Raw genomic sequence first — 15,262 nt, forward strand, 5'->3', positions numbered from 1 at the left:
TATGCATGTTCTACAAAGCAAAGATGGCTTTTCACAAGTAAAGTTTTTGCCTTTATAAACTAAAGCAGGCCTTGATACAGGTAATGACACGCGCCCGTTCCTCGTCCGTCATATTGGAACCGGAAGGGAGGCACAAGCCCTGGTCAAAAAGGCGCTCGCTGGTCCCATCGCCATAAAAAGGCGCATCGGCAAATATTGGCTGCAGGTGCATGGGTTTCCAGAGCGGGCGCGACTCGATATTTTCCTTCTCAAGGGCCAGGCGGATATCCTCCCGACTCACGCCCTGGCTGTCGTTTACCAATATCGTGCTGAGCCAGCGGTTGGAGTAGTAGTCGCTGTTTGGCTCCCCGGCAAATTGAATAGCAGGTGTAGCAGCCAGTTGTTCTTGATAGAAACTATAGTTGAACCGGCGCTGCTGCACCCGATCCGGCAACACTTCCATTTGCCCACGGCCGATGGCAGCGCACACGTTGCTCATGCGGTAGTTATACCCGATGTGCGAATGCTGGTAATGCGGTGCTGCATCACGGGCTTGTGTCGCCAGGAAACGGGCCTGTTTGATAAAAGCCTCGCTGTTTGATACCAGCGCCCCGCCGCCTGATGTAGTGATGATCTTGTTGCCATTGAAGGACAAGATGCTCATGGCCCCGAAGGTTCCCAGCTTCTGCCCCTTAAAAGAAGAACCCAGCGCCTCAGCAGCATCTTCCACCACAGGTATAGCATAGCGATCGGCGATGGCCATGATGCGGTCCATCTCCGCAGGCATACCATACAGGTGCACCACAATGATCGCCTTTGGCTTCTTCCCTTTGCTGATGCGGTCTTCTATGGCTGTTTCCAACAAGTCCGGCGACATGTTCCAGGTGCGGTCCTCGCTGTCTACAAACACAGGTATAGCGCCCTGGTAAGCGATGGGGTTGGCAGAAGCAGAGAAGGTCATGCTCTGGCAGATCACCTCATCACCAGCCTGCACCCCCAGCATGATCAACGCTAAATGCAAGGCTGCCGTACCTGAGCTCAGCGCCGCCACATGCACCCCTTCTCCCAGGAAATCAGCCAGGTCACGCTCAAAGCCATCTACATGCGGACCAAGCGGCGCGATCCAGTTCGTATCAAAAGCCTCTTTTACATTTTTAAACTCGCTTGTTCCCATATGTGGGGAAGAGAGCCAGATCTTTGTATTCATAGTGATTATTTGGACAAAAGAATTTTAGACAAAGTTTTTTATAGACAAAAGAGTTTTTTGACAAAGGACAATAGACTTGAGGTTTAGCAATTACCTGGAGCAATCGTGCTGCAAGCCACCCTTCTACCTGTCGAGCTACAGTTCATGTACTTTGATGATGCGGGCCGGATTGCCCACAGCGGTTACTCCATCCGGTATATCGCGAATCACGACAGCTCCAGCTCCTATTTTGCACCACTTCCCTATCTTCAGGTTCGGAATCACGACGGCTCCGGCTCCAATGTGCGTCCCTTCTCCTACCTGCACATTCCCGCTAAGCACTGCTCCCGGCGAGATATGGGCAAAGTCGCCTATTCTGCAATCGTGGTCGATGCTGGCTCCCGTGTTGATGATGGCATGCCTTCCTATAACAGCATCAGCTTGTACGATAGCCCCCTGCATCACTACGGTTCCCTCAGCAATGGTCGCGGATGGTGAGATAATGGCAGTGGAATGAATGGCTCTGCCAAAAGTTACTTCCAGCTTTTCAGCTACCCGGTAGCGGATGGCATTATCACCAATGCTGATGATCACCGGTTGCTCCGGTTCTTCTTCTATTTCAGCACCCAGCACAGGTATACCGCCCACTTCTTTTAAAGCAGGGTTCTTATCAAAGGCTCCCAGCACAGGTATAGCATTATCCCGCAGGATGTCGATGATCACTTTCGCATGTCCGCTCGCGCCGTACAGGTACATGGTTTCTTTGTTGGTAGTGAAAGTGTAAAGGTAAGAATTCTCAGATTGTCTTTGAGGATGTAATAAGAAAACTGTCTGAATCTGTACATAGGGCCCCTACCCCAAGGATTTGCAGGATTCTAGTGCATGATTAACCCACCCCTGCCCCTCCGAGGAGGGGAATTTCTGCGCCTACTAAGTAAGGAGCAAAAGCTCTGTATAGTCTCATCATCGGTCCCAATTCATTGAACTTGAATCAGAGGGGAATTTACACTTGCGTGTGTCCCCTTTTAAAGGACAGGGCCGTTAAGTTCTGCGAAAACTATCCCCTTGAGGGGATTATAGGGGTGTAAATTCGGTGCTATAATGCCATTCATTGTCTTGTTTGGGATTCGTCCGCAGTTGCAAACACCCCTCTGCACTCCCCTCAAGGGGAGAATTTGGTAGAACTTAACGGCCCTGCCTTTGAAGGGGGCAGGGGGATGACAATCGTGCACGATACCCTCCTCAGAGGGGCAGGGGTGGGTTATTCTTTCACGTAGTTACTTCCCCTAAACCGCTCCATCGTCGCTACGCCCTCCGCACTAATGCCCTCCGACTTAAACACTTTTCCGATGGTCATGAAGATAATCTTCAGATCTAAGACAAAAGAAACATTATCCACATACCACACATCGTAGCGGAATTTCTCTTCCCAGCTAATAGCGTTGCGGCCGTTTACCTGTGCCCAACCAGTGATACCGGGACGTACTTCGTGGCGGCGGTGCTGTACTTCATTGTACAGGGGCAGGTATTCCACCAGCAAGGGGCGCGGACCGATCAGTGACATTTCTCCTTTGATCACATTCAGCAACTGGGGTATTTCATCGAGCGAGGTCTTGCGAACAAATGAACCAATGGGTGTTAGGCGGTCAGCGTCAGGCAACAACTCTCCCTGGGCGTCCCGCTTGTCATTCATCGTCTTGTATTTGATCACCCGAAAGATACGCCCATGCTTGCCCGGCCGCGGTTGCAGGAAAAAGGGCTTGCCGTCGTTGGCCATAGCCAGCAAGAGCGTCACCACCAGAAAAACGGGCAGCAACACGATGAAGGCCGTCAAACTAAGCACAAAATCGATTAGGCGTTTGAAAAACCGGCTATATAACTTCATGCTGCTCCAGATGGGTTTGGTATTCCTGTAATAAAAGCTCCCAGAAATGGGTTTGCTCGTAGCGCTCTACGATCATGCGACGCGCCTGTGCCTGCATGTGGCCAAAAATCTCTTTGTCACTTATAAAGGTAAGCATGGCCTCGTAGAGTTTCTCCATAGACTTAGGGGGCACAATAAAGCCATTCTCCCCATGCCGGATGATCTCATTGCAGCCATTAATATCTGTTACAATGCTCGGTAAGTCAAGACAGCCCGCCTGCATGGGCACATTCGGGAAACCCTCGCGGTAAGATGGGAAGGCCAATGCCTGGCTGATTGCCAGGTATGGCCGCACGTCATGTTGGAAACCGACGGATAGGATACCTGGATTATGCTCGATCTCCTGCAGAATACGATCCTCAATGGGATCCAGATCCTGCTCGAAGGGACCAACCAACAGCAGCTTCACCTGAGGATACTGCGCCTGCAGTTTTTTAAAGGCAGTGACAAGTTCCTGGATACCTTTATCCTTTACCAGTCGGCCAATAAACACAAATACAAAGTCATCCGGTTTGATGCCTAGTTGGGCTTTCAGTTCCTCCAGCTTAGCTGGGTCCAACTGTTCCCTGTTATAAAAGGCGGTGTCAACTCCGTTGCTACTCCCATTGCCGATCACCTTTACCTTAGCCGGCCCACAGAAGCCACTCTTCAGGATGAAGTCTTTCAACACAGTAGAGTTCGGGTATACCTTTGTTGCACAGGCATAAGTGAGTTTTTCTACTGCTTCCAGTACCTGACGTGTCTTACCATTTGTCTCCATTAGCGGCAAGCCAGCTACCGTGTGCAGCCGTACCGGCACGCCTGCCATTTTCGCGCCGAGCATACCAATAATGCCGGCCTTCGGTGTATGGGAGTGTACAATGGCAGGCTTGTGTTTTTTGCAAAGTCTGTAAAATTGCCAAAGCGCTTTCAAATCCTGTACCGGGGTGATCTTTCGCGTCATCCCAATCTCGATCAAGGGCGTGGCCTGCTCCTTCACGACCGCTTCTGCCTCAGGCCCGGCTGCAGATACCATCAATGGCTCAAAACCTTTGGCACGCATATAAGGCAACTGACCTGTAATCAGCTTTTGGAGTGAGAGCGGTACCGTGGTGATGCGAATGAGTACTGGGGGCATGTAGTAATATTTGTTTTCGGGTGCAAAGGTATAACCTCCCCCTACCCCCTCCTAAAAACAGGTGGGGGAATTATAAAAATTATTTTTTCCCTCCCTTGTTTTGGGGGTAGGGGCCCTCTTTAAATGGGGATGGCTGGGGTGGGGTTTACAAACTCATAAATACTCCGCATACTCAGGCTCTGCATACCATACTGCTGCTCCAGCTTCTTGTAATGATCGATAATTACTTTCAGATCAGCCATACTGCGCTCAGGGTAACTCCCGAAATTATGCGGATGCCACCATAGGTGATAACATTCTTTGCGCTTGGCAGCCTCTGTCATCTCAATCAGGATGCGCCTTAGCCGGAGTTTGTTCAGGATATCTCTTTTGCCATCGACAGGCCGCAAGAAACGGCTGGCAGGTATAGAAAGCGGCAGCCCATCTTCTAGTCTAAGCGAAGAAAGCGGAAAAGAGGTTCTTTTACCCAATGGCAGGTAAGCATCGCCTGTCCGAAAGATTCGCTTCGACAGTTTATCTTCTACTGTCTGTTCCCAAAACCAGTCGCTTGGGTTAGAGCGGACTGTTTTGATACCCTCTTCGCGGCAAACACGCAGGTAAGCTTCGTTAAACTGGTTACGCGGGAATACAAGCGACTCCAGCTTCATCCCTTGTCTGGCAGCTATACCTTGCGCTGCCTGCAGGTCTTGTCGAAACTGCTCCAGCGTCTGCCCTGCTTCCTGGCAGTAGTAATGCGCAAAGGTATGGGTCGCCATCTCCTGGTAAGGCGTCTGATGAATCTGCTCAACCAAACCTGGTGCAAAAAAGAAATCCTTCAGAGTACCGTCCCTTTCAAACTCCTCCTTCAGACGGTAAGCAGAGAGTTGATCGTTATGATACGAAGGGCGGAGCGCAGGTATAGCGTTCGTCCAATCATTCCAGTCCTTGGCAAAGAGCATCCCTACCGTAGCCCAGGTTACCTGCACCTGCTGCTTTTCGAATACCGCTAGCATTTCCGGTATCACATTGCGTGTGTTCCTAAAATACTGCTTCCGATCCGCTAAAGGCACTTTATCAAAAATACCCCAGTACAGCTCAAAGTCAAGGGAGATGGTGAAGACAGGTAAATCGTTGATCATAACTTTTAATAAAATTCCCCGCCTTAGAAAAGGAGGGGTTAGGGGTGGTTGGATTCCCTTACTCGGAGGGGCAGGGGTGGGTTATAGTATTAAGATAGAGCCGGAGCAGGATATCCACTTAGCCGCTCCTGCTCCTCTAGCTTTTTCTTCTTTAACTGAAATAATGCAATCTTCTTTTGTTTCTTGTACTCCAGGAAGGAGATAATCACAAAGAAGAGGAAATACATCACCATGCTCTTCTGCCGCATAGCGATCCCCAAGTTCGACATTACAAATGATAAAGCTATAGAAGATGAGATGAAGATTACAAGGCTCATCTTGACCAAAGAAGTTGACTTCTTAATGAAAGGGATAAAGTCCTTATCCACCAGCTTCAAGGTGAGAAGTACATAGATCAAGTTTTCAAAAGACACAAAAATCCCGAGCGCACCAGGGGCATCCACAAATAGTGGCCGGAACCAGAAAGTGAAGAGTTTGATCGGAAGCGGGTAACTAGTTATATCTACACCCGAGCCGGCTCGCACTAAACGGCCTGCTTGAACTTGGGAAAAATCTTCAAAACTTCCTAAAACATCCTCTTCATTGATATTAGCCATAGCCAAAATCTGGTCTGACATTACAAAAATGCCCCCAGCAAATGCAACATAGACAAGTACCTTTTGATATAAAGGCACCCTTTCTCTACCTGTGAAATAGCCTATTACTGCTCCAACACCAAGGAACATGAATATATGAGGGCGAACCATATACACAATGAATGAACCCAATAAAAGCGCAAATAGCCTTTTCTGCGGGTAACGCATTGCATAGGCAAACAGTCCTAAACCCATGAATATTAGTGATCCTTTTCCTAGAGAAGCTGTCCAAAAATGCATATTTGGCAGAAATAGGAGAATTACTAACAGATCATAACCCCAGATTTGCACTTTTTGTTTTAAATTTTCCCGAAAAAAAATGTAGAAATGGACGAAGCCAATATAGCCAAACCATGCAAACAAAAGCATAGCCATTTCATAGCTAAATCCTAGAGAATTCGTAAAAGGATAAGCTACAAATTCTACAAATCGAGTACCCGTCGAAAAGAAATCTAACCATACTTTATCTTGATTGCTCGATTTTACAAAGTATGATTTAGAATCAGATGGATTTAGACTAGCATATACATAATAAACCAGAAAAAATATTATGTGGTAAAAGTATAGCTTATTCATCAGCGATACCGAAAAGAAAAAGTACTTCTTTTTGTAACTTTTCAGCAATGGCTGATTTAGTGCGTAGAGTATAAAAATTAAAATGATTGCGCCTATCATGCGTTCTTAAAACAATTCCATATCTCCGAGCGCAAAGCCCCAATTCTCCTGCTGCTGTAATTCATTGAATTGCGCCACCTCCAAAGTAACATTTCGCAACGTAACTATTGGTCCTTTATATACTAATGGAAGCAAACCCATACTTGGGTAAACATCTTTAACTAGCTCAAAGTGCCTTCCAGATGCGGAAGTCAAAAAACAAGCCTTGCTGATTTGCTTGAAAGCTGTACTTAGTTGCTTCCTGGCAGTCTTATCAAACGCTTTTTTATCTATTAATAAATCAACTACCCGCATCTCTTGTCCAAAGCTATGTGCCTTTATTCTATAGAAAAGCGCGTACGAGCGGTAATCAGAGAGAAAACAATAATTGAATAGCGGATTGTCCTGGTAGCGCCAGCGGATATAGGCGGGACTCAAAACCGTTTGTACCTGTTCAGCTTCTACCGGATTGTTGAGTTGTGGCAATATAGTCTCCAATTTCCCCCAATCTTGAGGAGGTGCATCAGCATCTGTTGACTGCTTGTAGGCAAATGGGTTTACTTTAAGCTTTATTGCCATTCTGCCCATTTCCACCCAACCCATTTTCAGGTAGCCAGGTTTGCTGCTTTCGTTAGGTGTGTTGTATACCAGCTGAATGCCTGCCTCTTTAGCATCGTCCAAGCCTTGTAAAGTAAGCTTTTTGAAAATGCCCTTCCCCTGATAATCCGGATGTGTTGCGGTGTCTACAGCACGAATGGCTTGAAGCACTTGGCCTTTATATTGCCACTGCCAGCGCAGAAAAGCCCGCACACCTACTAACTTTCCATCTGCCTCCGCTACCAGCACTGGCGAAGCGCCATGCGGGTTCTCTACGTGCTTCCAAATCCACAGGCGCTCTGACTTTTGGATCAAGCCCTCTCCCAATGAGGACTTTAATAGTTCTACGATCGCTGGTATATCTGATTCTGTTGCTTTCCTTATTTGCATGGTTTGTATGTGTTATCGAACCACCCCTAGCCCCTTCTTTTCTAAGGAGGGGAATTTTCCTTGCTGCTCCAACGCTATTGCTAATAGCTCCTGCAGACAGAAAAAATTGATTAGCAGGTACTATAAAACTATTACTCAACTGAGGCAGAAACAGATTCCCCGCCTTAGAAAAGGAGGGGTTAGGGGTGGTTGGACCCGATTAACCTCTCTCCTCTTTCAAATACAAATATAACGCTTCCAATTGCTTTGCCATTTTATTTATGCTGAAGTCGGCTTCTACGCGGGAGCGGGCGCCTGTGGCGAGGGCCTGGCGTTGGTCTGGGTTTTGGAATAATTGGATGCCGTGGTCGACTAGTTTGGTGTAATCATCCACATCGCAGAGCAGGCCACTTTTATCCTGCTCCACCACCTCGGCCACACCGCCAGCAGTGGTACTGATGATCGCACAGCCGCAACTCATGGCTTCCAGCAAGGCGATAGGCAGGCCTTCGAAGATGGAGGACATCATGTAGATATCCATCGCGCTGAAGTAAGGATTTACGTCTGTTTTCAGGCCGGGCATGTGCAGGTGCTCTTCTATGCCTAGTGCTTTTCGTTTCGCGAGTAGCTCCTCTTTTAATGGTCCATCGCCTACTAGGATAAAATGTGCCTCAGGCATTTTCTGAAGTATCGCTGCTGCTATCTCCATCCAAAGGTCCAGGCGCTTTTGGAAGCGAAAAACCGATACGGTGCCAATTACTGGTGCATTTGCAGGTATACCGAGTTCCTGCCGTATCTGTAACCCAGCCTGTTCGTCCCGTACAAAATGTACGGTATTCACACCATTGAGTATATTGAGCAGGTAAGGCAATTGGGTTTTCGTTTGAGGCATGGTAGGACGTGCCAGGGCAGCTACATCTAGTTGGCTAAAATCAATTCCTGCATTCTTCCGGATGGACTGTTGCACATCATCTGAAACCGCCACCGCTGCCTGTTGCCAGCCGAAGCTAAGCTTATTCAGCCAGTAGGTGATCTTGTTGTAGCGTTCCCACTTGTTATGCTCCGTGTACACAACAGGTACCCCGGTTTTCTTCCCTACCAACCTGGCAATTAGGCCAGCCCAGGGTAAGTGACTATGAATAACATCAATCTGATTTTCTCGCACATAACGACTGATCTCCCTTACCCGCTGAAACATCTGTAGATTGTTTTTCGCCTTAAAGCAAATAGCGGTTGCGCCTAGCGCTTCAATGGCTGGCACCATCTGGTCTTTCCAGGGGAGGAAGTATGCGAAGTGGAAATCGAAATGTTCCCGATCGTGTACTTTAAGCGTTTCTGGCAAAAGCATTTCGGCTCCGCCCCTACCCAAAGATTTGATCAGGTGAAGTACTCTCAGTTTATTTACCATGCTTGTTCAGCAGTGATTTATATAAGTTAATGAATTTGTGAACATTGGTTTTAGGATCATATTCCTCCTTCACCATCTCAAATCCCGCGTTTGAAAGTTTTTCCATTCTGGATTTGTCACGTAGCAGGCTAAGAATGTTTTCAGCAAAGGTATCACTATCGTGGTCTTGCACCAGTACACCCGTTACACCATCTCGTACGACTTCACTTACGCCACCTACATTTACAGCAATAGCCGGAACTTTCTGGGCTGCGGCTTCCAGGATAACCCCGGGCACTCCCTCAATCAAGCTGCATAAGGCAAATAGATCACAACCCGCAATTACATCCTGCACACTGCTGTTAAAGCCTCCGAAGAAAATCGTATCGCTTAACCTCCTATCGCGAACTTTCGCCTTTATCTCATCTTCCAAAAGACCTTCCCCTAAGAGAAGTAGCTTCAATGATGGATTTGCCGCCCGCAATTTCTCCATGACATCTATCAGGAAAGCATGATTTTTTTCAGGAGAGAAGTTACCAACATGCACAATTATCTGATCTTGCGCTGCGAGTCCATAAGATGAACGTACACGTTGCCTAGCTGACGCTTTATCGATTTGCTGAATAGGTATTCCCCTGTTTATAACGGAAACGTCCTCGGCAGAAAAACCAATGGTTGAAATAATATCTTCCCGGGCAACATGACCAACACATGTAATATGGTCTATAGGAGAGAAAAGCCTTTTATAAAAAGCAAGCTTGAGTTTATTGCCTCCTATCCAGGTACTGATGATACTGATATTACGATAGGTTACCGGAATCTGGGGAAAGAAAAGCTTTACGAGCGCAGCATACTTAAGCGTATCTGATCCGTTTGCCTGAATTATATCAGGCTTTTCAGTTTTAATCAGCTTTAGCAAGTTTTGAAGCAATGCCCAGGAAACCAATTTTGCTTTCGACCCATTCAGGTCTATGTTTTGGGCTCCATCTACACGTAATGCCTTGTCAGGTGGGCTATAAAGGCCAGCAAAAATAATATCAATATTTTCTTTTAGTAACTCTTTGCTTAGGTTAGCTGCAAACACCTCTGCACCTCGATATTGTCGTTTTGTAACTAATTGAATAATCTTCATTCAGCCAAAACTTTTAAATAGATTGCTTCATATTGCCTTGCAATTTTAGATAAATCAAATTTTTCAATTGCATATTGACGACCAACCTGACCCATGATTTTTGCTTTCTCTCGATTCAAAATCATATATTCCATCTTGCTAACTAAATCATCAACAGAACCAAGCTTAAATAAGAGTCCGTTCTTATTATGTTGGATATTTTCAGATAAAACACTGATATCGGAAGCTATGATCGGCTTAGCTGCAAGCATAGCCTCAATTATAGAACCACCCAACCCTTCAAAATGTGACGGCATTACAAAACAGTCCGACTTTGAAAGTAACTCAGGTATATCACTTCGACTTCCAAGCAATTTAACCTTATTTTGAAGTTGATAGGAGTTAATTAAGGCATTATAAGCTTCTTTTGATGGGCCATCACCTGCAAATAATAACCGAACATTTGAATGCTTCTGGTTTAGTCTATAGAATGCTTCTATAAGATCAGCTTGCCCTTTACGGTTTATTAATCTAGCTACATTTATAAATGTAAAAACATCATTATCAGTCTTATTAGGCAAATTAACAAACTTATCAAGTTCTCTCCCTCTGGGTATCACATCAACTTTATCTGCAGGAATATTAAGATAATTTTGATTTGATATTTTTATAGTTTGAGTAATAGCAATATACTTATCACACCAATGGGCTGTCAACCTGTCTATGCTTTCGAATAATGACAATTTATATTTTGCCATTCTTGTAAGAGATGCATAACGATTGGCTACATAAGAATCATTTACGAAGGAGCCAATATGTGGAATTTTGTCCCAATGCGAAACCCATCGTGATACGAGGCTTGATCTAAGTAGCGAAGAATGTATTAAATCCGGTTGCTCATCTTTAATTACTTTTCTTAATTTTTTTATGGCACTTCTAAAACTGTACCCCCCTGTAATATTCAAAGAGATAACTTTTATACCTTGCGCTTCATAGTCTTTCTTTAGAATATCACCTTTATACAAGTGAACCACAATAGGAGTTATATGAGTAAAATACGGAGCCATCTCCAGAATACTTTTCTCCGCCCCCCCTATATTAAGTGTATCAATAACAAATAATATTTTTTTTCTTCTCATTTTAATGTTTACTAAGCTTAGTATACATTGCAGAAAGTATGTATAGTCTTAAAGCAATTTTCCCATAACTAAGCGATTTTTTACCTTTAGATGCTAAGAGTTTTTTAATTTTTTTAGGTATTAAACTCTTTATAATACTATTTGATTTAGTTTTTCCTGTTGAGTTTTCTAAAAAGTATAAAGTAGATTTTACTAAATCTTGAGGTATACCCATTAAACTCCATACTCTCGAATCAATTTTACTCAGTTCAGTTTTAAGATACTCATTTAATAATGATAGCGTAATGTCATTGATAGAGAAAGTAGATGCGTATTTAGCATAAGGTATACCCGGCAATATCGAATCATTCAACGACTTACTCATATTCTTACCCTCTAAAAAACTTGGTGGGATAGTTTGTGAGAATAGAATGATTGAATTATTAAGAAGGGGATTATAAATCTCAGTAAATGAAAGTTTCAAATCATTTAATGCAGCATTTACATAAGTGTGTCTAAAATCAAGACCTAGTCGAAAAGAGTATTCTTCTAATGTTTCATTTTCTCTCTTCGTAAATGATTCTTTAATATTGTTTTGTAGACTTAAGGTTGATAAATTTCTATAATCAGAGACAAGTTCAAAACCCAATGTTTGGCGCATCTGTTCGAAACCATATGCTTTGTATCTTCCAAAGTTATGATCACCCCTGATGATTACTTCAATGTCTTTGTTATAAATCTCTCTCCAAATACTGAACCCATCAATATAGCCTGAAATGTGGTCTATGCGCCCCTCACCATGTCTTAAAAATTCTTTTAGAATAAATTCTTGGTTTCCTGAATCAAAATTGATTTCAAGTATTGAATGGGCAAGGTTAAGTTTTTTGCTTATATCCTTAGCAATACTTACATCACTTAAAGGTTGAGATAACGAGCTTGGATCAGTCCACGTCAAACATGGTAATGCTTTCTCTTTAGCAAAGAATAGTAGTAATAAACGGCTCTCAATACCACCAGATAACAAATGGGTGGTATTTCCAGCATTTAAGTTGATATTCTTAAAACTACTCTTTAACTTTTCAGGCAGTAGTCTGAATACTTCTTTTTTTTTGAAAGCACGGTTTTGAGTTGGTACTTCCAGTATATTATCAACTTTTACATTACCGCTACCATAAAAGTATTTAACTGATTCGTTACGGCTGAGCAAATTTAGTCTTTTATCCCATGAATTACCAGGTCCTAAAGTACCAGAACTGAGCATCCAAGGCACAACCTGCGAGTTGAAATCGAAACCACCAATCAATTTGATAATTGGTTCTTGCAATGACGAAAAAATAAAAAAATCATTATTGCTGTAATACCAAATACCTCTTGAATTTCCCTGATCAGAGGCTATTTCAAAATACTCATTTGTCTTTCTAAACAAAAAGTAGTTCCCATCAGGATAATGCTTTGGATCCTCAATTCTATAGGAATCAGCAAAACCTAATAAGCCTTCACTCTCATTTAAATATAAGCTATGATGCTTACCAATAACTACTCTGAATTGGTTGTCGAAATTGAAAATAGAGATTTCAAAATCTTTGTAATTTTCTTCGAACCAATCTTGTATTTTAGATATAAGAGACCTTACGTTACTTTTATCTGACTTACTGGAATAATATAAATTGAATATTTTAGCCATTTTTAAGCAGATATTTAAATAAGTAATAATAGTTTCTAAAGTCCAGAGGATTAGCCTTTATTGCATTACTAATTATTGTCTTTGCCATCGACAAATTGCCAGACAGCATATTATAATAACTAGCCTTTCTTAGCAAACGTGCTAAATACCAGATATTATCGTTAATAAACCCTTTATGCTTAGAAATAATATAGTTATAAGACTTTGCTTGATTGCTGTAATCCAATGTAAGTCTATACCCTTCATGAATAATCGAGAGATATAAGACATCAGGCACTACATGAAATTTTGCAATTTGGAATACTCTTAATAAGAATTCAGTATCTTCAGAGGTTCGTAAATTGGGATCAAACAATCCTGCTTGAATACAAGTACTTTTTCTAACAACTAATCCTCTCCCTGTACTAGTCCTAATTGTCTTCAAATAGAACTTGAGATCTGTTACATCAGGCTGCCACAATTGATGTCGCTCTCTTATAACTTCTCCTTCTTTAACCCACTTATGTTGAACACCACACCAAAAGATACTAGCTTCTGAATTTTCTAAAATATTACGATTAAATACTTCTATAAAATTGGGGTATAGCTGATTATCACTATCTAAAAAAACAATAAAGTCACCCTTCGCTTCTAGTATCCCAGTATTTCGAGAATATGCAGCTCCAGAATTTTCCTTGTTCCTTAAATATTTGATTCTGCTATCTTTTAATTTTTCGAAATAGGCTTGCGTTTCATCAGATGAACAATCATCAACTACTATAATTTCAAAATATGAGTAAGATTGATTTAATACACTTGCTATGGCCTCTTTGAGCAACGAAAGTCTATTAAAGGTAGGTATGACTACAGTATAATAAATCATGCGAACAGCTTAGTTATACGATATTTGTTAATAGCTAATGCAATTACAGTAAACCTCTTAATGATATATAATTGATTGCTAAAACTTACATGTCTATTGAAGACGTATAGTCTTAGTAGGTTATGTCTAAATTTGTATTTATCCTCAAATTTCGATTTAGTAATTCTGTTGTTGGCATGAATTCTTACAACACTTACTGGGTCAGAATTGAAGTTTGTTATTACATTACAATATAAGCTCAGTTTCAACCATAAGTCGGTATCCTGGTTTAATCTTAAATCCTCGTTGAACAAGAATGGTGGTTTCAAAATAGAGCGTTTGATAGTAATTGCATTCGTTGCTATCGTTCCCCGGCCCATCCTTAATAGTGCTGAAAATGTACTCTCATCTTTTAGTTGATAAATATATTTGGAACTATCAGTGATTGACTTTTCCATTAGTACGTCGAATTTATCTAGACTATATACTGAACGGGCATAATCAAATCTATTGGGCAGATACCAGTCGTCAGCATCAAGGAAAGCTATATAATCGTACTGCGCATATGATATACCTAGATTTCTACTAGCTCCTGCACCTCTATTTTCACCATTAGGATGTCGAAAGAGTCTAACTTTGTCATACATTTTTTGTAACTGTAGGCAGATTTCAAGCGCATTGTCCGGAGAATTATCTTCAATCAATAATATCTCTCCAACTTCTTTTAAATGAACTGCTGATTCAACTGATTTTGTAACAAATTTAGCAGCATTATAAACTGGGATTATTACTGATACACGGAATTGGTCAATGTCATATTTTCCCATATTTGATTAGAATTATCGAGAGAAGAAATGATTAATATCTGAGTAAATATTTATTTAATATATCTTCAGTTAACGTACTTAAAAACAATTCTTCATTCTGTTGTATTTTTTCAACATCCCAATCCCACCAAGCCAGATCGTTAATCTTTTGTATAATAGCTGTATCAAACCTATATTTGATAACTTTTGCTGGTGACCCAGCAACAATTGCATAAGGGGGTATATATCCCGAAACAACAGAATTTGCCGCTACAATAACTCCATTACTAATATGTGCACCAGATAGTATAACACAGTGTGTTCCTATCCAGACGTCATTACCTATTATAATGTCACCTTTGGATACTATATCAGATTCAATACTATTATTAAATATATTTTTACTCATAAAATAAGTTGAAATTCTATCCATTTTATGATGATACTCTTGAATAGAAACATTTCGAGCTATAGAACAAAACCGCCCTATTTGGACACTATTAATTTTACTGTAGATATCAGTGTTAGGGCCATTAATCACAGATAGCTTACCTATAGAAACATTACCACTAATTTTAACACCTCCAACAATTTTAACGCCAAATTCTAAATTTACATTACCTTTAATAGATGCTTTCTTTATATGGATATCCTCTGATAATAATCTAGAGTTTAAAGATCCCATATAATTAGATACAATTCTTTTAAGTTTTGATTTCAATGATGTTAACATAAT

The 15,262-nt window shown here is 42.1% G+C and carries 14 protein-coding genes; all 14 read right to left on the minus strand.

Going from position 1 to position 15,262, the window contains the following annotated elements; translation table 11 throughout:
• Nucleotides 1-52 precede the first annotated feature (52 nt).
• The 14 genes from BD749_RS14935 to BD749_RS15000 all read right to left on the minus strand — a co-directional run bounded on the left by BD749_RS14935 (nucleotide 53) and on the right by BD749_RS15000 (nucleotide 15,259).
• Nucleotides 53-1,186, minus strand: a complete 1,134-nt coding sequence (locus BD749_RS14935; protein WP_101445827.1) for a DegT/DnrJ/EryC1/StrS family aminotransferase — start codon at nucleotides 1,184-1,186, stop codon at nucleotides 53-55.
• 135 nt (nucleotides 1,187-1,321) lie between these two features.
• Entirely contained in the window at nucleotides 1,322-1,921 is a 600-nt protein-coding gene (locus BD749_RS14940) for an acetyltransferase (RefSeq protein ID WP_101445829.1), read from the minus strand.
• 505 nt (nucleotides 1,922-2,426) lie between these two features.
• Nucleotides 2,427-3,050, minus strand: coding sequence for a sugar transferase (locus BD749_RS14945; protein ID WP_101445831.1), 624 nt, complete (start codon nucleotides 3,048-3,050; stop codon nucleotides 2,427-2,429).
• Complete coding sequence (locus BD749_RS14950) at nucleotides 3,037-4,206, minus strand: glycosyltransferase family 4 protein (RefSeq protein ID WP_101445833.1); 1,170 nt, start codon at nucleotides 4,204-4,206, stop codon at nucleotides 3,037-3,039. The genes BD749_RS14945 and BD749_RS14950 overlap by 14 nt, the downstream gene beginning before the upstream one ends.
• A gap of 119 nt (nucleotides 4,207-4,325) precedes the next feature.
• Nucleotides 4,326-5,324, minus strand: a complete 999-nt coding sequence (locus BD749_RS14955; protein ID WP_101445835.1) for a polysaccharide deacetylase family protein — start codon at nucleotides 5,322-5,324, stop codon at nucleotides 4,326-4,328.
• A gap of 89 nt (nucleotides 5,325-5,413) precedes the next feature.
• Nucleotides 5,414-6,634, minus strand: coding sequence for a hypothetical protein (locus BD749_RS14960; protein ID WP_101445838.1), 1,221 nt, complete (start codon nucleotides 6,632-6,634; stop codon nucleotides 5,414-5,416).
• 6 nt (nucleotides 6,635-6,640) lie between these two features.
• On the minus strand, nucleotides 6,641-7,600 hold the full coding sequence (locus BD749_RS14965) for a GNAT family N-acetyltransferase (protein WP_101445840.1): 960 nt from the start codon (nucleotides 7,598-7,600) through the stop codon (nucleotides 6,641-6,643).
• A gap of 199 nt (nucleotides 7,601-7,799) precedes the next feature.
• Complete coding sequence (locus tag BD749_RS14970; protein ID WP_245869263.1) at nucleotides 7,800-8,987, minus strand: glycosyltransferase; 1,188 nt, start codon at nucleotides 8,985-8,987, stop codon at nucleotides 7,800-7,802.
• A complete protein-coding gene (locus tag BD749_RS14975; protein ID WP_101445843.1) occupies nucleotides 8,977-10,098 on the minus strand; it encodes a glycosyltransferase family 4 protein in 1,122 nt (373 codons plus the stop codon). Before BD749_RS14975 ends, BD749_RS14970 begins: the two co-directional genes overlap by 11 nt.
• Nucleotides 10,095-11,216: a glycosyltransferase gene (locus tag BD749_RS14980; protein WP_101445845.1), complete on the minus strand. Its 1,122-nt coding sequence runs from the start codon at nucleotides 11,214-11,216 to the stop codon at nucleotides 10,095-10,097. Before BD749_RS14980 ends, BD749_RS14975 begins: the two co-directional genes overlap by 4 nt.
• Before the next feature lies 1 nt (nucleotide 11,217).
• Nucleotides 11,218-12,879: a hypothetical protein gene (locus tag BD749_RS14985; RefSeq protein ID WP_101445847.1), complete on the minus strand. Its 1,662-nt coding sequence runs from the start codon at nucleotides 12,877-12,879 to the stop codon at nucleotides 11,218-11,220.
• Complete coding sequence (locus tag BD749_RS14990; RefSeq protein WP_101445848.1) at nucleotides 12,872-13,741, minus strand: glycosyltransferase family 2 protein; 870 nt, start codon at nucleotides 13,739-13,741, stop codon at nucleotides 12,872-12,874. Before BD749_RS14990 ends, BD749_RS14985 begins: the two co-directional genes overlap by 8 nt.
• A complete protein-coding gene (locus BD749_RS14995) occupies nucleotides 13,738-14,547 on the minus strand; it encodes a glycosyltransferase family 2 protein (protein WP_101445849.1) in 810 nt (269 codons plus the stop codon). Before BD749_RS14995 ends, BD749_RS14990 begins: the two co-directional genes overlap by 4 nt.
• 31 nt (nucleotides 14,548-14,578) lie before the next feature.
• The gene (locus BD749_RS15000) at nucleotides 14,579-15,259 is read right to left on the minus strand and encodes a CatB-related O-acetyltransferase (protein WP_218972557.1); all 681 of its coding nucleotides are present in this window, start codon (nucleotides 15,257-15,259) and stop codon (nucleotides 14,579-14,581) included.
• Between the last annotated feature and the right edge of the window lie 3 nt (nucleotides 15,260-15,262).

The organism is Pontibacter ramchanderi (genome assembly GCF_002846395.1).
Taxonomy (GTDB): domain Bacteria; phylum Bacteroidota; class Bacteroidia; order Cytophagales; family Hymenobacteraceae; genus Pontibacter; species Pontibacter ramchanderi.

Bases quoted from the DNA above. Each gene is read 5' to 3' on its own strand.
- BD749_RS14955 (WP_101445835.1), bottom strand. From the start codon at position 5,324: ATGATCAACGATTTACCTGTCTTCACCATCTCCCTTGACTTTGAGCTG.
- BD749_RS14975 (WP_101445843.1), bottom strand. From the start codon at position 10,098: ATGAAGATTATTCAATTAGTTACAAAACGACAATATCGAGGTGCAGAG.
- BD749_RS14970 (WP_245869263.1), bottom strand. From the start codon at position 8,987: ATGGTAAATAAACTGAGAGTACTTCACCTGATCAAATCTTTGGGTAGG.
- BD749_RS14995 (WP_101445849.1), bottom strand. From the start codon at position 14,547: ATGGGAAAATATGACATTGACCAATTCCGTGTATCAGTAATAATCCCA.
- BD749_RS14985 (WP_101445847.1), bottom strand. From the start codon at position 12,879: ATGGCTAAAATATTCAATTTATATTATTCCAGTAAGTCAGATAAAAGT.
- BD749_RS14980 (WP_101445845.1), bottom strand. From the start codon at position 11,216: ATGAGAAGAAAAAAAATATTATTTGTTATTGATACACTTAATATAGGG.
- BD749_RS14945 (WP_101445831.1), bottom strand. From the start codon at position 3,050: ATGAAGTTATATAGCCGGTTTTTCAAACGCCTAATCGATTTTGTGCTT.
- BD749_RS14950 (WP_101445833.1), bottom strand. From the start codon at position 4,206: ATGCCCCCAGTACTCATTCGCATCACCACGGTACCGCTCTCACTCCAA.
- BD749_RS14940 (WP_101445829.1), bottom strand. From the start codon at position 1,921: ATGTACCTGTACGGCGCGAGCGGACATGCGAAAGTGATCATCGACATC.
- BD749_RS15000 (WP_218972557.1), bottom strand. From the start codon at position 15,259: ATGTTAACATCATTGAAATCAAAACTTAAAAGAATTGTATCTAATTAT.
- BD749_RS14935 (WP_101445827.1), bottom strand. From the start codon at position 1,186: ATGAATACAAAGATCTGGCTCTCTTCCCCACATATGGGAACAAGCGAG.
- BD749_RS14990 (WP_101445848.1), bottom strand. From the start codon at position 13,741: ATGATTTATTATACTGTAGTCATACCTACCTTTAATAGACTTTCGTTG.
- BD749_RS14965 (WP_101445840.1), bottom strand. From the start codon at position 7,600: ATGCAAATAAGGAAAGCAACAGAATCAGATATACCAGCGATCGTAGAA.
- BD749_RS14960 (WP_101445838.1), bottom strand. From the start codon at position 6,634: ATGATAGGCGCAATCATTTTAATTTTTATACTCTACGCACTAAATCAG.